This window comes from Streptomyces hamibioticus (assembly GCF_047946815.1).
In the GTDB taxonomy this organism is placed as follows: domain Bacteria; phylum Actinomycetota; class Actinomycetes; order Streptomycetales; family Streptomycetaceae; genus Streptomyces.
Genome location: NZ_JBKKQY010000001.1, coordinates 1,477,923 through 1,494,891, shown reverse-complemented (window position 1 = coordinate 1,494,891; position 16,969 = coordinate 1,477,923). Strand labels below are relative to the sequence as shown.

12 protein-coding genes are annotated in these 16,969 nt (G+C 73.1%); 5 read left to right on the top strand and 7 right to left on the bottom strand.

Features of this window, described 5'->3' with window-relative positions; all coding sequences use genetic code 11:
* Window positions 1-87: 87 nt before the first annotated feature.
* From ACLGIH_RS06760 to ACLGIH_RS06750, 3 genes are all read right to left on the bottom strand, one after another.
* A complete protein-coding gene (locus ACLGIH_RS06760; RefSeq protein WP_416524299.1) occupies window positions 88-876 on the bottom strand; it encodes a S1 family peptidase in 789 nt (262 codons plus the stop codon).
* A gap of 527 nt (window positions 877-1,403) precedes the next feature.
* Window positions 1,404-4,214 (bottom strand): helix-turn-helix transcriptional regulator, encoded by a 2,811-nt coding sequence (locus tag ACLGIH_RS06755; RefSeq protein WP_416524298.1) that lies wholly within the window; start codon window positions 4,212-4,214, stop codon window positions 1,404-1,406.
* A gap of 435 nt (window positions 4,215-4,649) precedes the next feature.
* Window positions 4,650-5,480, bottom strand: a complete 831-nt coding sequence (locus ACLGIH_RS06750) for a helix-turn-helix transcriptional regulator (RefSeq protein ID WP_416524297.1) — start codon at window positions 5,478-5,480, stop codon at window positions 4,650-4,652.
* Window positions 5,481-5,603: 123 nt separating this feature from the next.
* Between ACLGIH_RS06750 and ACLGIH_RS06745 the strand changes: the two genes are divergently transcribed.
* Window positions 5,604-7,277: an AMP-binding protein gene (locus tag ACLGIH_RS06745; protein ID WP_416524296.1), complete on the top strand. Its 1,674-nt coding sequence runs from the start codon at window positions 5,604-5,606 to the stop codon at window positions 7,275-7,277.
* The gene (locus ACLGIH_RS06740; RefSeq protein WP_416524295.1) at window positions 7,274-8,902 is read left to right on the top strand and encodes an AMP-binding protein; all 1,629 of its coding nucleotides are present in this window, start codon (window positions 7,274-7,276) and stop codon (window positions 8,900-8,902) included. The genes ACLGIH_RS06745 and ACLGIH_RS06740 overlap by 4 nt, the downstream gene beginning before the upstream one ends.
* A gap of 45 nt (window positions 8,903-8,947) precedes the next feature.
* Here the strand turns inward: ACLGIH_RS06740 and ACLGIH_RS06735 are convergent, their stop codons facing one another.
* Entirely contained in the window at window positions 8,948-9,598 is a 651-nt protein-coding gene (locus tag ACLGIH_RS06735) for a hypothetical protein (protein ID WP_416524294.1), read from the bottom strand.
* Between the two features lie 176 nt (window positions 9,599-9,774).
* Here ACLGIH_RS06735 and gcl point away from each other — a divergent pair, with 176 nt between their 5' ends.
* Window positions 9,775-11,559 carry a glyoxylate carboligase gene (gene gcl, locus ACLGIH_RS06730; protein ID WP_416524293.1) on the top strand — a complete coding sequence of 595 codons (1,785 nt, stop codon included), beginning with the start codon at window positions 9,775-9,777 and terminating at the stop codon, window positions 11,557-11,559.
* A gap of 1,171 nt (window positions 11,560-12,730) precedes the next feature.
* Here the strand turns inward: gcl and ACLGIH_RS06725 are convergent.
* From ACLGIH_RS06725 to ACLGIH_RS06715, 3 genes are all read right to left on the bottom strand, one after another.
* Complete coding sequence (locus ACLGIH_RS06725; RefSeq protein ID WP_416524292.1) at window positions 12,731-14,194, bottom strand: catalase; 1,464 nt, start codon at window positions 14,192-14,194, stop codon at window positions 12,731-12,733.
* Between the two features lie 188 nt (window positions 14,195-14,382).
* A complete protein-coding gene (locus ACLGIH_RS06720; protein WP_416524291.1) occupies window positions 14,383-15,273 on the bottom strand; it encodes a 2-hydroxy-3-oxopropionate reductase in 891 nt (296 codons plus the stop codon).
* Window positions 15,274-15,303: 30 nt separating this feature from the next.
* Complete coding sequence (locus ACLGIH_RS06715; protein WP_416524290.1) at window positions 15,304-16,143, bottom strand: TIM barrel protein; 840 nt, start codon at window positions 16,141-16,143, stop codon at window positions 15,304-15,306.
* 140 nt (window positions 16,144-16,283) lie between these two features.
* Between ACLGIH_RS06715 and ACLGIH_RS06710 the strand changes: the two genes are divergently transcribed.
* Both ACLGIH_RS06710 and ACLGIH_RS06705 read left to right on the top strand, forming a co-directional pair.
* On the top strand, window positions 16,284-16,535 hold the full coding sequence (locus tag ACLGIH_RS06710; protein ID WP_416524289.1) for a thiamine-binding protein: 252 nt from the start codon (window positions 16,284-16,286) through the stop codon (window positions 16,533-16,535).
* Window positions 16,532-16,900 (top strand): helix-turn-helix domain-containing protein, encoded by a 369-nt coding sequence (locus tag ACLGIH_RS06705; protein ID WP_416524288.1) that lies wholly within the window; start codon window positions 16,532-16,534, stop codon window positions 16,898-16,900. The genes ACLGIH_RS06710 and ACLGIH_RS06705 overlap by 4 nt, the downstream gene beginning before the upstream one ends.
* Window positions 16,901-16,969: the final 69 nt, after the last annotated feature.

The window sequence follows — 16,969 nt, the reverse complement described above, 5'->3', positions numbered from 1 at the left end:
GTGGAAAGGGGGCGTTGCGGGCCGCTCGTGGTGGCTCGCAACGCCCCCTGGCATTTCACCTGAGGGATGCTCAGGAGTCTGTGCGGTCTACGGCTTCACCTGCGCCGTCACCAGGTCCGAGAAGGTGGTCAGCCTCGTGTACACGCCCGGGTACCCGGCCCGGGCGCAGCCCTGGCCCCAGGACGTGATGCCCGCCAGGACGCCGCCGACGAGCAGCGGGCCGCCGCTGTCGCCCTGGCAGGTGTCCACACCGCCCTCGGTGTATCCGGCGCACACCATCTCGCTCGCGACGTAGTTGCGGCCGTAGGCGTCGCCGCAGCCCGCGTCGGACACGACCGGCACGGTCGCGGTCCGCAGTTGCCGGGAGGAACTGCCGTTCTCGCTGGTGGTGCCCCAGCCCAGGACGCGGGCGGTGGTGCCGGGAGCGTAGACGCCCGTGTCCGAGGAGGAGACGTACGCGGCGGGCTGGTACGGCATCGGCTTCGACAGCGTCAGGACGGCCACGTCCTCGCCCCTGGTGACCCGCTTGTAGTCCGGGTGGATCCAGATCCCGCTGACCTGGGCGACGGTGCCGTCGGTGCCGTCGAGGTGGGTGCGGCCGCCGACCACGCGGACGCTGCGGGCGGTCTCGCCGGCCATGCAGTGCGCGGCGGTGACCACCTTGGTGGGGGAGACCAGGGTGCCGCCGCAGAACTGGTCCTCGGAGGCGTCCGTGATCTGCATGACGAACGGGTACGCGGCGGTCGTGGTGGTCGTGCCGCCGACGATCGGCTGGGGCGCGGCGACGGCGGTGGGGGCCGCCAACAGTCCGGTCGCGGCGGCGGCGGTGGCTATGAGCGCGGCGGCGGTCCGTCTGGCGCGGGTGAGCCCGGACATGAGTCTCCTCGGGAGGTTGCCGGTGGGGGGGCGCGCGGGGTGGGGGGTGAAGCACGGGGGCCTCGGGACCGGCCCCCGTGTGCCCGGCGAGCGGCACGCTCCTTACGCTAGAACCGGCCCCATGACCGCCCAATGAGGGAACCCCCTAAGCGAGTTGGCCAGGGAAAACCCTCGATCGCCCACTCCGCCCCACCCACCGCACACCGGCTCACCCGCCCCGCTGCCCGCACCCGGCTCACCCACCGCGGCCGCCAAGCTCCGCCCCGCCGGCCGCGCCCCGGCTCGCGCGTCCCACCGCCGTGCTCCGGTTCGCGTGTGCGTCGGTCGTGCTCCGGCTTGCGTACCGGCCGCCACGCACGGGGCGCCGCGCCCTGGTTCCGCCCCGTCCGGTCGTCCTTCGCCGGCCGTTCCCGCGCAGGTCGCCGTGTTCCGGGTGGCCGGCCCCGCTCGCCCACCGGGGCCATGCGTGCAACCCCCGCTGCGCTCCGGAGCCCCCGGCTCGGCGTTCGCGATCCAGGCCCCCGGGCTCAGCGTCTGCGTTGCCCCGCCGCCAGTCGGACGATGTCCACGCGGGAACGGATGCCCAGTTTGCGGTAGACGCGGGTCAGGGTCGCCTCGACCGTCTTGACACTCACGAACAGCCGCTTGGCGATCTCCCGGTTGGTCGCGCCCTCCATCACCAGCGCCGCCACCTGACGCTCCATCGACGCCAGCGCCTCCAGGCAGGCGGCGGGCAGACCGCCGGCCGTGTCGTCCGCCCCGGCCGGGCCCGCCGCGGCCGCCTCCTCCACCCGTTGCAGCCAGGGCAGCGCCCGGCAGCGCCGGAACGCCTGCGCCGCCTCGTCGTACGACGCCGCACCCGGCCGCCGCACCGGCAGGGACGCCAGCGCGAACACGGTCCGCGCCTCCTCCAGGCCGTGCCCCAGCTTCGCCAGCCGGTCCCGTACCGACGTCAACTGGGCGACGGCCGCGTCGTGTTCACCGCGTGCGGCCCGCACCAGCGCCTCGGCCCGGTCCAGGTCGGCCAGCACGCTCTCCCGGCCCAGCCGCAGCGCGTGGGCGCGCGTGACGTCGACGACCTCCTGCGCCTCGCCCGGCTCCCCGATCCGCACCAGGGCCTCCGCCAGGTCGCCCTGCCACCGGCCGCGCGCCGGGTCGGTGATGCCCGCCCCGGCCTCCAGCCGCCGTACCCGGCGCAGCGTGTCCACGGCCGCCCGCGCGTCGCCCGCCACCAGGTGGGCGTGCCCGAGCGCGGCCAGGGCGCGCGACAGGTAGACGGCGTCGCCGTCCTCCTCGGCCCGGTCCACCGCCTCCCGCGCCAGGTCCAGCGCCCGCTGCACATCACCGCCGGCCGCCTCGGCCAGCGAGGCCTGCATCGCGCCGGCGCCCTCCCCGATGCCCGCGTCCCGGGCCAGGGTCAGGCTCTCCCGGGCCAGCGACAGCGCCCGGCCGCACTGCCCGGAGCGCAGCTCGGTCTCGGCGAGGAACCGCAGGTAGTGGACCTCGCTCTCGGCCATCCCGCGCCGCCGCACCTCCCGCAGCAGCGCCGTGACCGTGGACCGCGCCTCGGCCAGCCGGTCGCTCATGATCAGCCAGCGGAAGCGGGCGGACCCCGCCCCGTTGTGATGGCAGGCCACCCGAGGGTCCTGCGGCTCCTTGAGCGCCCGCTGGATGGTCGCCGGGGCGTCCGGGTGCCCCATCAGGATCTCGGCCTGGGCCTGGAAGGCGAGTGCGAGCAGCTCGGTGCGCCGGTCCCCGGCCCGCGCCGCCAGGGCCGCGGCGTGCGCGGCCTCCTCCCGGCCCTGGGCGAAGTCGCCCTGTACGACCAGGCCCCGCCAAGCCAGCTGGTAGTGGACCTGGGCCAGCAGCCGGGGGTCGTCGCCCGCGTCGGCCAGCGCCTGCGGGAAGGCCGCGTCGACCTCGCCGATCGCCTGCCCCGCCGCCTCGATCACCACCATCCACGCCCGCACCCGCTCGGCCGGCGCGGTGGCCCGGGTCAGCACCTCGCGGGCCACGTCCCGCGCGAGGTCGGCCTCGCCGGCCGTGATCGCGTCCTCGGCGGCCTGGAGCCGGTGCTCGTCCGGCCCGGGCTCGCCGTCCGCAGGCGTGTGCCGGGCGGCCAGCAGCCCGAGCGAGGCGGCCACCGACGGCGCTCCCCGGTCCCGGGCCAGTGCGGCGGCCTCGGCCAGCCGGGCCGCGACCTCCGGGTCGGTACCGGTGGTGGCCAGGGCCAGATGGCGGGCGCGTTCGATCGGGTCGGACGCCGCCGTGGACAGCGCCGCGTGCGCGGCCCGCCGCTCCTGCGCCGGGGCCTCCGCGTACAGCGCGGCGGAGATCAGCGGATGCGCGAACCGTACGGTGGGGCCCTCCGGGTCCGCCGCCAGCAGACCGAGTTGCGCGGCCTGGGCCGTCTCGGCCTCGGCGTGGGCCCGGCCGGCCGCGTGCAGCAGGGCGGGTGTCGGGCGGGCGCCCGCGCTGGCCACGAGCAGGGTGCGGCGGGCCTCGTCGGAGAGCATCTCCAGACGGCTCAGTACCAGGTCGCGCAGCGAGGTCGGCACCGGCAGCGGCTCGCCCGGCCGGGGCGGGGTGGGGTTCTCGGCCAGGGCTCGGCCCAGCTCCAGGGCGAACAGCGGGTTGCCGCCGCTGGTGCGGTGGATCTCGCGGACCGTGGAGCGGGGCAGTCCGGTGTAGCCGCGGTGGTCGAGCAGCGCGGAGGTCTGGTCCCGGGTCAGCGGGCCCAGCCGCACGGCGAGGGTGTCCGGGGGGCAGGCACGCAGCTGACGGTCGTACTCCTGGCCCTCGGTGCGCACGGCGCACAGCATCCGCACCGGGGTGTCGCCCAGGCGGCGGGCGGCGAAGCCGAGGATCTCGGAGCTGGCCGCGTCCAGCCACTGGAGGTCGTCGGCGACCACCAGGACCGGGCCCTCGGCGGCGAGCGCGCGCAGCGCGGACAGCACCGCCAGGCGCAGGGCGAGTCCGTCGCGCTGGAGCGTGGACTCGCGGCCGGTGAGCGCCGACTCGAGCGCGGTGCGCTGGGCGGCGGGCAGCGCGCCGGCCACGTCGTCCAGCACCAGGCCCAGGAGGTCGGCGAGGGCGAGGAAGGGGAGGTGGGATTCGGACTCGGTCGCCGAGCAGCGCAGTACGGTCCGTGCCGTCTCGGCGTATTCCGCGGCCAGGGCGCGCAGCACCGTCGACTTTCCGATTCCGGCGGGCCCGTGCAGCAGCACGCTGCCACCGCGGCCGAGCTGCTCACGCGCAGCGCCGAACAGCTCCTCCCGGCCGACGACCAGGGCGGGGCGGCTCGGGGCAGGCTCCTTGAAGTCCCGTCGCACGGTCACCGCTCCCTCCGAGTGTCGTGTCCGGGCCAATGTTAGGCAACGAGGCATTGAATTTCGGACGGACGGTGGGGTGAGGGAAATAACAGGGGCCGTGCCGAAATGCCAGACCGGGCTTCCGAGAAAACCCGCAAAGCCGCCGCAACAAACCCGCAATCTCCCGCAAGCCCTTCGCTCCCGCCCGGCACCCCCAGCCCCCACCGGGCCCGGCGCCGTGGTGCCTGCCGGGTTTGGCGCCGTGGTGCCTGCCGGGTCCGGCGCCCTCGTGCCCACCGGATCCGGCGCCGTGATGCCCGCCCGGCCCGGCCCCATGGCGCCCGCCGGGCCCAGCCCGGCAGCTCCGCCCCGGCCCGGCCTGCAACGCCCGCTCGACCCGGCCCCGTGGCACCCGCCCGCCCCGTGGCCTCCGCCCAGCCCCATGGCCCCCGCCCCGCCCGGCTACGGCAACCACCCCGCCCGGCGGGCCGCGACGACCGCCTCGCCCCGGGTGCGGGCGCCGAGCTTGCGCATCGCCGAGCGGAGGTAACCCTTGACCGTCTCGGCGCCCACCCCCAGCCGCTCGGCGGCCACCGCGTTCGTGGCGCCCGCGGCGACGCACGCCAGCACGTCGACCTCGCGTGGCGCGAGCCGCACCACCGGTGCCCGGCCGCCGCCCGCCGCCAGCAGCCCGCACGCCCGCAGCAGTTCCTCCCGGAGCGCGGGGTCGGCGATCCGCGGGGCCAGGGCGCGCAGCGCCGAGTGGGCCTCCCGCACCTGCTCCCACGCCGCACCCGCGTCGGCGTCCGGTACGGGTTCCGGCCGTGCCGCCGCCGCCAGCTCCCGCGCCTCCTCCCGAAGCAGCAGTGCCTGCTCCACGTCCCGTGCAGCCGCCACCGCGGCGCTCAGCGTGCGGTCGCCGAGCGGCTGGGCGGTGCGCAGGGCGCCGTACAGCACACCACGCACCCGCCGCCGTACCACCACCGGCACCGCCACCACCGAGCGCAGTCCCTCGGCGGCCACGGGGGCGTCGTACTCGTGGCTGATCTGCCGTGAGGAGGAGTAGTCCGTCACCGCGCACGGCCGGGCCAGGGCCACCGCCTTGCCGCCCAGACCGCTGCCCGAGGACACCGCGAGGGCGCTCAGCGCGGCCGTGGCCGTGCCGCTCAGCTCGCTGATGCGGACCTGCCTCCGCCCGGACTCCACCAGCCCGCCGAAGGCGACCGGCAGCCCCGTCGCGCGCCGGAGCCCGGCCAGCGCGCTGCGGACCTCCACCACCCCAGCCGCCTCCATCGCCACCAGCCCGCCTCTGCCGTCACGTACCGCACACCCCCGTTCGGGGGTAGTGAGACCTGCATCACGGATTACACGATGGCGGACAGCCGCCCGGCAATGGTCCGGCACGAAGGAGGACAGATGACGACGGCGACGGAGCTGTTCCGCAGCGCGCGGGACTTCCTGCTGGAGCACCGTGAGGACTACGCCACCGCCTACGAGGGCTTCCGGTGGCCCCGGCCCGAGTACTTCAACTGGGCGCTGGACTGGTTCGACGCCATCGCCGACGGCAACGCCCGCACCGCCCTGCACATCGTCGAGGAGGACGGCCGCGAGGCCGCGCTCTCCTTCGGGGAGCTGTCCGTGCGCTCCGACCAGGCCGCGAACTGGCTGCGCGGGCGCGGCGTCGGCGCCGGGGACCGGATCCTCGTCATGCTCGGCAACCAGCAGGAGCTGTGGGTGACCGCGCTCGCCGCCATGAAGCTGCGCGCCGTCGTCATCCCCGCCACCCCGCTGCTCGGCCCCGCCGATCTGCGCGACCGCGTCGACCGCGGCCGGGTGCGCCACGTGATCGCACGCGCCGAGGACGCCGGCAAGTTCGACGAGGTGCCCGGCGACTACACGCGGATCGTCGCCGGGGGCGACGCGCGCGGGGCCTGGCTGCCGTTCGACGACATGTACGGCGCCGAGGCCGGTTTCCGGCCCGACGGCCCCACCCGCGCCGACGACCCGCTGATGCTGTACTTCACCTCGGGCACGACCGCCCGCCCCAAGCTGGTGGAGCACACCCACATCTCCTACCCGGTCGGGCACCTGGCGACCATGTACTGGATCGGGCTGGTCCCCGGCGACGTGCACCTCAACATCTCCTCGCCCGGCTGGGCCAAGCACGCCTGGTCGAACCTCTTCGCGCCGTGGAACGCGGAGGCGACCGTGTTCCTGCACAACTACACCCGCTTCGACGCGGCCCGGCTGATGCGGGAGATGGAGCGGGCGGGCGTCACCACCTTCTGCGCCCCGCCGACCGTGTGGCGCATGCTCATCCAGGCCGACCTCGCCCAGCTGGCCACCCCGCCGCGCGAGGCCGTCGCGGCCGGCGAGCCGCTCAACCCCGAGGTGATCGAGCAGGTCCGCCGGGCCTGGGGCCGGACCATCCGGGACGGCTTCGGACAGACCGAGACGGCCGTGCAGGTCGCCAACAGCCCCGGCCAGGTGCTCAAGACCGGTTCCATGGGCCGCCCGAGCCCCGGCTACCGCGTCGAGCTCCTCGACCCGGTCACCGGCGCACCCGGCGCCACCGAGGGCGAGATCGCCCTGGACCTCTCGGAGCGTCCCGTCGGCCTGATGACCGGCTACCACGGCGACGCCGAGCGCACCGCCGAGGCGATGGCCGGCGGCTACTACCGCACCGGCGACATCGGCTCCCGCGACGCCGACGGTTACCTCACCTACGTCGGCCGCGCCGACGACGTGTTCAAGGCCTCCGACTACAAGATCTCCCCGTTCGAGCTGGAGAGCGCGCTGCTGGAGCACGAGGCGGTGGCCGAGGCGGCCGTCGTCCCGGCGCCGGACCCGCTGCGGCTGGCGGTGCCCAAGGCGTACGTCGTGCTCGCCGCGGGCTGGGAGCCGGGGCCGGACACGGCGAAGGTGCTGTTCGAGCACTCCCGCGAGGTGCTCGCACCGTACAAGCGCATCCGCCGCCTGGAGTTCGGCGACCTGCCCAAGACCGTCTCCGGCAAGATCCGCCGCATCGAGCTGCGCGAGGCCACCGCCGCCGGCTCAGAGGCGGAGTACCGCGAGGAGGACTTCCGGTGAGCGCCCCGACCCACGCCGACGCACCCCTCTCCTACGCCCACGGCACCAGCGGCACGCCGCTGCTCGGCGACACCATCGGCGCCGACCTGGACCGGGCGGTCGCCGCCCACCCCGACCGCGAGGCCCTGGTCGACGTCCCCTCCGGGCGGCGCTGGACGTACGCCGAGTTCGGCGCGTCGGTCGACGAGGTGGCGCGCGGACTGCTCGCCAAGGGCGTCACCAAGGGCGACCGGGTCGGCATCTGGGCGGTCAACTGCCCCGAGTGGGTGCTCGTGCAGTACGCCACCGCCCGCATCGGCGCGATCATGGTCAACGTCAACCCGGCCTACCGCGCGCACGAGCTGGAGTACGTGCTGAAGCAGGCGGGCATCTCGCTGCTGATCGCCTCGCTCACCCACAGGAGCAGCGACTACCGCGCGCTGGTGGAGCAGGTCCGCGGCCGGTGCCCGGCGCTGCGCGAGACCGTCTACATCGGCGACCCGTCCTGGGAGGCGCTGACGGCGGGCGCGGCCTCGGTGCCGCACCAGGATCTCGTGGCCGCGCAGGCGGAGCTGAGCTGCGACGACCCGGTCAACATCCAGTACACGTCCGGGACGACCGGCTTCCCGAAGGGCGCCACCCTCTCCCACCACAACATCCTCAACAACGGCTACTGGGTGGGCCGCACGATCGGCTACACGGAACAGGACCGCGTCTGCCTGCCCGTCCCGTTCTACCACTGCTTCGGCATGGTCATGGGCAACCTGGGCGCCACCTCCCACGGCGCCTGCGTCGTCATCCCGGCGCCGTCCTTCGACCCGAAGGCGACCCTGGAGGCGGTGCAGCGGGAACGGTGCACGTCGCTGTACGGCGTCCCGACCATGTTCATCGCCGAGCTGAACCTGCCGGACTTCGCGACGTACGACCTGTCCTCCCTGCGCACCGGCATCATGGCGGGCTCACCGTGCCCGGTGGAGGTGATGAAGCGGGTGGTCGCCGAGATGCACATGGAGCAGGTCTCCATCTGCTACGGCATGACCGAGACCTCCCCGGTGTCGTTGCAGACCCGCATGGACGACGACCTGGAGCACCGCACCGGCACCGTCGGCCGGGTCCTGCCGCACATCGAGGTGAAGGTCGTCGACCCGGTGACCGGGGTGACGCTGCCCCGCGGCAGCGCGGGCGAGCTGCGCACCCGCGGGTACAGCGTGATGCTCGGCTACTGGGAGGAGCCGGAGAAGACCGCCGAGGCGATCGACGCCGGCCGCTGGATGCACACCGGGGACCTCGCGGTGATGCGCGAGGACGGGTACGTCGAGATCGTCGGCCGGATCAAGGACATGATCATCCGGGGCGGCGAGAACATCTACCCGCGCGAGGTCGAGGAGTTCCTGCACGCTCACCCGAAGATCGCGGACGTCCAGGTCGTCGGAGTGCCGCACGAGCGCTACGGCGAGGAGGTCCTCGCCTGTGTCATTCCCGCCGACCCGGCCGACCCGCTCACCCTGGAGGAGCTGCGCGCCTTCTGCGACGGGCAGCTGGCCCACTACAAGGTGCCGAGCCGGCTCCAGCTCCTCGGCGCCTTCCCGATGACCGTCTCCGGGAAGGTGCGCAAGATCGAGCTGCGGGAGCGGTACGGGACGTAGACCGGAAGGGCTGGAAGGGCTGGCAGGACGGGAGGACCGCAGGGCTCAGCCGGCCGTGGCGTCCAGCGCCACGGCCGGCGCGTTCACGGGACGCGGCGGTCCCGTCTCGCCCAGCACGAACAGCGGGACGCCCAGCTGCTCGGCGCGCCCGCGGGCCTCCTCGGCGTAGCCGGCGAGGGCGAAGTAGACGCAGTCGGCGGCCTCGGTCATGGCCGTCAGCCACAGGCACTCCACGTCCCGGACCGGGACCGGGTCCTCCGCCGGGTCCACCTGGACGACGAGTCCCGGCGCGGCGAGCCCGATGCCGGACGGCGGCCGCTGATCGGCGCGGCGGATGTCGCGGTGGCCGAAACCGTGCAGATAGAGCACCGCGGCGATGACCGTGTCCAGGACCGTGCGCATCGGGGGAGCGGGCCGGACGGTCCGTCCGTCGGCCGACCGCGACACGGGCAGCCGCAGCGTCGTCCCGCAGGGGCAGCCCAGCTCGGGGCGGGGCCACTCGCCCTCACCGCCGCAGGCCGCGCAGCGCACCGCGATCCACTCCTCCTCCCACACCCGGCGGGTGACCGGCGCCGCGGTGCCGTCCGGGTCGAGCCGCGGGGCGACGGGCGCCCCGCACGCGCACGGATACGACGGCGACGTGCAGCGGTGCCGGCGCCCGCACGCCGGGCAGCGCACCGCGATGCTCTCGGACATGCCCCTCATCCTCCTCCGGCCGCACCCGTCTGTCCGGCGGTTGGGCGTCTCTTGACGGCCCGGTGCGGTCGCTCTACATTGCTTCCAGATAGTAGAAACTAAATTTCGCTATACGGAATTGCCGACCGCAGGGCGCGACGGGAGTGCGAATCCGACAGCCGAAGCAGGAGTACTCGATGGCTCGTATGACCGCTGCCCGCGCGGCAGTTGAGATCCTCAAGCGCGAGGGCGTCTCGGACGCGTTCGGTGTGCCGGGCGCGGCGATCAACCCCTTCTACGCGGCGCTCAAGGCCTCCGGCGGCATCAACCACACCCTCGCCCGCCATGTCGAGGGCGCCTCGCACATGGCCGAGGGCTACACCCGGACCCACCCGGGCAACATCGGCGTCTGCATCGGCACCTCCGGTCCGGCCGGCACCGACATGATCACCGGTCTGTACTCGGCGATCGGCGACTCGATCCCGATCCTGTGCATCACCGGCCAGGCGCCGACCGCCGTGATCCACAAAGAGGACTTCCAGGCCGTCGACATCGCCTCCATCGCCAAGCCGGTCACCAAGATGGCGGTGACCGTCCTGGAGGCCGCGCAGGTCCCCGGCGTCTTCCAGCAGGCCTTCCACCTCATGCGCTCCGGCCGTCCCGGCCCGGTCCTGATCGACCTGCCGATCGACGTCCAGCTGACGGAGATCGAGTTCGACCCGGAGACCTACGAGCCGCTGCCCGTCTACAAGCCGGCCGCGACCCGGGCCCAGATCGAGAAGGCGATCGGCATGCTCAACGCCGCCGAGCGCCCGCTGATCGTCGCCGGCGGCGGCATCATCAACGCCGACGCGTGCGACCTGCTGGTGGAGTTCGCCGAGCTGACCGGCACCCCGGTGGTGCCGACCCTGATGGGCTGGGGCATCGTCCCGGACGACCACGAGCTGAACGCCGGCATGGTCGGCCTGCAGACCTCGCACCGCTACGGCAACGCGACCTTCCTGGAGTCCGACTTCGTCCTCGGCATCGGCAACCGCTGGGCCAACCGCCACACCGGCAAGATCGACGTCTACACGGCCGGACGGAAGTTCGTCCACGTCGACGTCGAGCCGACCCAGATCGGCAAGATCTTCGCCCCGGACTACGGCATCGCCTCCGACGCCAAGGCCGCGCTGGAGCTGTTCGTCGAGGTCGCGCGCGAGCTGAAGGCGGCCGGGAAGCTGCCCGACCGCTCCGAGTGGGTCGCCGCCGCGCAGGAGAAGAAGGCCACGCTCCAGCGCCGTACGCACTTCGACAACATCCCGATCAAGCCGCAGCGCGTCTACGAGGAGATGAACAAGGCCTTCGGCCCGGAGACCCGGTACGTCTCCACCATCGGCCTCTCCCAGATCGCCGGCGCCCAGATGCTGCACGTCTACCGCCCGCGGCACTGGATCAACTGCGGCCAGGCCGGTCCGCTCGGCTGGACCGTCCCGGCGGCGCTCGGCGTGGCCAAGGCCGACCCCGAGGCGCAGGTCGTCGCGCTCTCCGGCGACTACGACTTCCAGTTCATGATCGAGGAACTGGCCGTCGGCGCGCAGCACAAGATCCCCTACGTCCACGTCCTGGTCAACAACTCCTACCTGGGCCTGATCCGCCAGGCGCAGCGGGCGTTCGAGATCGACTTCCAGGTCAACCTGGAGTTCGAGAACATCAACTCGCCCGAGCTGGGCGTCTACGGCGTCGACCACGTCAAGGTCGCCGAGGGCCTCGGCTGCAAGGCGATCCGGGTCACCGACCCGAACGAGCTGGGCGCGGCCCTGGAGCAGGCCAAGAAGCTCGCCGCCGAGTTCCAGGTCCCCGTCATCGTCGAGGCCATCCTGGAGCGCGTCACCAACATCTCCATGTCGGGCACCAACGACATCAGCAACGTCGTGGAGTTCGAGGAGCTCGCCACCGAGCCGGGGCACGCCCCGACCGCCATCAAGACCCTGAAGGTCTGACGCTCCCACCGCCGAGGGCGGCCCGGTCCCTGTGGACCGGGCCGCCCTTCGTCGTGTCCGGACGTCCGGGCGGTCGCCACCGCCGTCCCCGCCGGGGGAGGCGGGGCCGTTCTCGTCACTGACCCCGCCCTCGTCGCCGACGACCCGGTGCAGGCCGCCGCATCCCCGGCCGACCGCCGCCTCCCCGGCCGAACGGGAGGCGGCCCTGGCCCGCGAGCGCACCCCGGCCGGTCGGGCCGGTGTCGCGGGAGAACCGGGGCAGCAGGGCCGGCAGCGCACGGTCGCCGCACAGCGCGACGGTGAGCCGTTCTCCGTCGTCGTCCGGCAGTAGCTCGGTATCCGTCAGTGCCTCGTCACCCGGCAGTCGGAGTCCGTCGGTCGGTGCCGTCGGTCGGTGTCCGTGGGTCCCTCCGGGCCCGCGGGCGAGGCATCCCGCTCCCACAGGGCCGCCTGCCCGTGCCGGGCCGCCCGCCTGGAGGCGGGGCCGGGTGCAGCGTGCGCGGCAGCCCGGCCGTCGACAGCTCGTCCCGCATCCGTGCCGACGCCCGGCGCATGACCGTCAGGGCGAGCAACTCCCCGAGGCCGGTGGGCCGGTGGGCCGGTGGGCCGGCGGAGCCCGGCACGTACGGCCTTCTCCGGTCGATCGGCGGGGGACGCGACGCCCGCCGTGCCCGTCACCGCCGTCCTGCGCACGACCGCCCGGGCGGCCCGCTCGCGACGCCGCTTCGACGACACCCCGCGGACGCGGTGCCGCCACGGCGAGTGACTCGGGACTGGACTGGGGACTTGCGGGCGCCGTGCGGAAACGCCGGAGAGCGCCGGATGCGGGACCGTCCGCATCCGGCGCTCTCCGGCCGGTGAGGTTCTGTGAAGTTGTGGCCGCCCGACGGTGCGAGGCTGGGCGCGACAGGACGTTCGCGCCGCCGGACGGAGTCCTGGGAGCGGCTGTTGGCCGGGACCGCGGCGGGTGCGATGGGTCCGGGGCTTCTCCCCTCAGGTCGTAGGAGAAGACTCCGGGCCCTTCACCACCGCACTGGCTCGCACGCCGCCGCGGTCCTCGTTCCTGCCCGCGGTGCACGGGAGGCCACCCCTCATCCGGGCCGCCCCGTGCCCCCGCGGGCCGCGCGTACGGTCTTGACCTCCCCGTCAAGTCCCTACGCGAGCCGGGGGATCAGTCCTCGCGCAGGGCGCGGACCGCCTCCTCCACCCGCTTGCCGTACTCCGGGTCGGCGGCGTGGAAGTGCGCGAGGTTCTTCTCGATCACGTCGTCGCGGGAGACCTGGGACAGGCCGCCGGCGATGTTCGCGACCAGACGCTGCTTCTCCTCCGCGGACATCAGCCGGTACAGCTCGCCCGCCTGGAAGAAGTCGTCGTCCTTGGTGTGCAGCGGAGCCTCGTGGGTGCCGGTGTGGCCGGACACGGCGAGCGGCGCCGACAGCGCGCGGCCGGTCTCCACGGGGCCGTCGTAGGAGTTCGGCTCGTAGTTCTTGGCGCCGCGGCCCTGGCCGTTGACGGCCATGAAGCCGTCGCGGCCGTAGTTGTTGGCGCCGCCGGGCACGCCCTTGGGGGCGTTGACCGCGAGCTGGGTGTGGTTGACGCCCAGCCGGTAGCGGTGCGCGTCGGCGTAGGCGAACAGCCGGCCCTGGAGCATCTTGTCCGGCGAGGGACCGATGCCCGGCACGAAGTTGTTCGGGGAGAACGCGGCCTGCTCGACCTCGGCGAACACGTTGTCCGGGTTGCGGTCCAGCACCAGGCGGCCCACGCGCTTGAGCGGGTAGTCCTTGTGCGGCCACACCTTGGTCAGGTCGAACGGGTTGAAGCGGTAGTCGGCCGCTTCCTCGGCGGGCATCAGCTGGACGTACAGCGTCCAGGACGGGAGCACGCCGCGCTCGATGGCCTGGAGCAGGTCCGTCTGGTGCGAGTTGGCGTCCTTGCCGACGACTTCCTGGGCCTGCTCGGTGGACAGGCAGCGGATGCCCTGGTTCGTCTTGAAGTGGTACTTGACGAAGAAGGCCTCGCCCTTGCTGTTCGTCCACTGGTAGGTGTGCGAGCCGTAGCCGTTCATGTGGCGGTACGACGCCGGGATGCCGCGGTCGCCCATCAGCCAGGTCACCTGGTGGGTGGCCTCGGGGGCGTGGGCCCAGAAGTCCCAGACGTTGTCCGGCTCCTGCTTGCCGGTGAACGGGTCGCGCTTCTGCGAGTGGATGAAGTCGGGGAACTTGATCGGGTCCTTGATGAAGAACACCGGGGTGTTGTTCCCGACCAGGTCGTAGTTGCCTTCCTGGGTGTAGAACTTCACCGCGAAACCGCGCGGGTCGCGGACCGCGTCCGCGCCGCCGAGCGAGTCGGCCACGGTCGAGAAGCGCACGAAGACCTCGGTGCGCTTGCCGACGGTGTCCAGGAATTCGGCGAACGTGTAGTCGGTGACGTCGTCCGTCACCTCGAAGTGGCCGTAGGCGCCGGAACCCCGCGCGTGCACGACGCGCTCCGGGATGCGCTCGCGGTTGAACCGGGCGAGCTTCTCCAGGAGGTGCTGGTCCTGGAGCAGGAGCGGGCCGCCGATGCCGGCGGAGGCGGAGTTCTGGTTGTCGGCGACCGGGGCGCCGGACTCTGTCGTGAGCACGCGCTGCGACATCGTGGACCTTCCGTGCGAGGGGTCAGCGGAAAACTGTTTCCGCTTTGTGGAGCCTAGTTGGAGCCTAAGTTCGAGCTGTTCGGGACGTCAACAGTTTGTTGAATCTGGTTCCGGGCGGCGCCGCACGCTCGGGCGCGACAGGACAGGTGTCAGCGGACGGCGCCGCCCGGAAGCTTTGCGGGGCTGCGTCAGAGCTGGGCGCCGGACAGGCGCTCCACGGCCCGCAGCAGCGCGGAGTGGTCCAGGCCGCCGTCGCCCTGGGCGCGCAGCGACGCGACCAGCTGGGCGACGGTGGCGCCGACCGGCAGGGCCGCGCCGACGTTGCGGGCGGCGTCGGTGACGATGCCCATGTCCTTGTGGTGCAGGTCGATGCGGAAGCCCGGCTTGAAGTCGCGGTTGAGGAAGTTGTCCTTCTTCCGCGTCAGCACGGTGGAGCCGGCCAGGCCGCCGTTGAGCACGTCGAGCGCGGCCTTGAGGTCCACGCCGGACTTCTCCAGGAAGACCACGGCCTCGGCGCACGCCTGGATGTTCACGGCGACGATCAGCTGGTTGGCGGCCTTCACGGTCTGGCCCGAGCCGTGCGGACCGCACAGCACGATGGTCTTGCCCAGCGACTCGAAGATCGGCTTGGCCTGGTCGAAGTCGGCCTGCTCGCCGCCGACCATGATGGACAGCACGGCCTCGATGGCGCCGGCCTCGCCGCCGGACACCGGGGCGTCCAGCACGCGGATGCCCTTGTCCTTGGCGGTCTTCGCCAGGTCCACGGAGGTCTGCGGGGTGATCGAGGACATGTCGATCAGCAGGGCGCCGGACTTGGCGTTCTCCAGGATGCCCTCGGGGCCGTAGGCGATGGCCTCGACGTGCGGGGACGCGGGCACCATGGTGATGACCACGTCGGCGTCGCGCACCGCCTCGGCGATGGAGCCGGCCGCGGTGCCGCCGGCGGCGGACAGGCGGTCCAGCTTCTCCTGCTCCAGGGTGTAGCCGGTGACCTGGTAACCCGCCTTGATCAGGTTCTCGGACATGGGGGAGCCCATGATGCCGAGGCCGATCCAGGCGATCTTGGGGAGGTTGCTCATGGTGTGGGTGCCTCTCAGTGCAGGGGGTGATCAGCGGGCGGCGCGGGCCTCGCGGGGCAGCCAGTCGAAGGCCTCCGCGCTGGGACGGTCGCCCGGCTTGTACTCCAGGCCGACGAAGCCCTCGTAACCGGCCTTCCTCAGCTGGTCGAGCAGCTCCTCCAGCGGCAGCGAGCCGGTGCCCGGGGCGCCGCGGCCGGGGTTGTCGGCGATCTGGACGTGGCCGGTCTTCGCGGCGTACCGCTCGATCACCTGCGGCAGGTCCTCGCCGTTCATGGACAGGTGGTACAGGTCCATGAGGAAGGTGGCGTTGTTCAGGCCCGTGGCCGCGTTGACCCTGTCGACGACCTCGATCGCGGCCGGCGCCGACACCAGCGGGTACAGCGGCGACTCGGGCTTGTTGAGGGTCTCGATCAGCAGGGTCGCGCCGATCCGGTCGGCCGCGCGGGCGGCCAGGATCAGGTTCTCCAGGGCGAGCTTGTCCTGCTCGGCCGGGTCCACGCCCTCGACGCGGTTGCCGTACAGCGCATTGAGCGCCTTGCAGCCCAGGGACTGGGCGAAGTCGGCGGCCACGTCGATGTTGGCGCGGAACTTCTCCGACTCCTCGCCGGGCACCGACAGGGCGCCGCGGTCGGGGCCGGGGAGCTGTCCGGCGTAGAAGTTCAGCCCCGTGAGCTGGACGCCCGCGTCCTCGATCGCCTTCTTCAGGGCGTCGAGCTCGGACTGCTCGGGGGTGGGTGAGTCGACCCAGGGCCACCACAGCTCGACCGCGGTGAAGCCGGCCGCGGCGGCGGCCGCGGGACGCTCCAGGAGCGGGAGTTCCGTGAAGAGGATCGACAGGTTGACGTTGAAGCGCTGGTCTGCGAATCCCATGGGGTGCCGCGCTCCCTTCCGTGTCGCTACTGTTTCCGTATTACGGAAGTTCGTTTCTGCGTAATGGAAGATTGCCGGGGCAGTGTGCGGCTTGTCAAGAGGGGTCGGCGGAAACGGTCACCGCGCGTTAGGTTGACCGGGTGCGATTGAAAGTGGAGTTCACGACCGAACCCTTCGACCTCGACGAGGCGCCCGCCCACGCGCTGGTCGCCCGGGACGTCATCCAGGCCGCGGAGCTGGAAGCGGTGGACGTCGGCCCGTTCGGCAACACCGCCGAGGGGGACGCCGACGCGGTGCTCACTGCCGTGGACGCCCTGCTGCGCCGGACCCTGCGGGCCGGTGCCACCCGGGTCTCGCTCCAGGTCAACGTGGTCACGGAGGGCGAGCGGTGACCGGCGGCACGGAGGAGCCCTTCATCGCGGCCGTCAAGCCCTTGGTCGACGCCATCGGCGGTGAGCTGCTCCCGCCCGACGAGGCCGGTCAGGACGATGTGGTGCTGGCCTGGGAGGGCGCCGACGTGGTCGCCGTGCGCCTGCCGCAGCTCGCCGACTCCCTGGACCACATCCTGGCCGCCATGGAGCGCCGGCAGGGCCGGCCGCTGGCCGACCTGGACCGCAAGGCCAAGCAGGAGGTCGTACGCACCCTGGAGGCGCGCGGAGCCTTCGCCGTGCGGCACGGCGTGGAAACCGTGGCAAGCGCGCTCGGCGTGAGCCGCTTCACGGTCTACAACTACCTCAACCGCGAGAGGGGCGCCTGACCGGCGCCCGACCCCTTCCGGGGTGAGGGGGCGCGACGCCATGGTCGGACGGCGCCCGGACCCGGCGGG

Excerpts from the sequence above, each read along its gene's own strand:
- ACLGIH_RS06760 (WP_416524299.1), bottom strand. The coding sequence starts at position 876 with ATGTCCGGGCTCACCCGCGCCAGACGGACCGCCGCCGCGCTCATAGCC.
- ACLGIH_RS06750 (WP_416524297.1), bottom strand. The coding sequence starts at position 5,480 with ATGGAGGCGGCTGGGGTGGTGGAGGTCCGCAGCGCGCTGGCCGGGCTC.
- ACLGIH_RS06745 (WP_416524296.1), top strand. The coding sequence starts at position 5,604 with ATGACGACGGCGACGGAGCTGTTCCGCAGCGCGCGGGACTTCCTGCTG.
- ACLGIH_RS06735 (WP_416524294.1), bottom strand. The coding sequence starts at position 9,598 with ATGTCCGAGAGCATCGCGGTGCGCTGCCCGGCGTGCGGGCGCCGGCAC.
- gcl (WP_416524293.1), top strand. The coding sequence starts at position 9,775 with ATGGCTCGTATGACCGCTGCCCGCGCGGCAGTTGAGATCCTCAAGCGC.
- ACLGIH_RS06725 (WP_416524292.1), bottom strand. The coding sequence starts at position 14,194 with ATGTCGCAGCGCGTGCTCACGACAGAGTCCGGCGCCCCGGTCGCCGAC.
- ACLGIH_RS06720 (WP_416524291.1), bottom strand. The coding sequence starts at position 15,273 with ATGAGCAACCTCCCCAAGATCGCCTGGATCGGCCTCGGCATCATGGGC.
- ACLGIH_RS06715 (WP_416524290.1), bottom strand. The coding sequence starts at position 16,143 with ATGGGATTCGCAGACCAGCGCTTCAACGTCAACCTGTCGATCCTCTTC.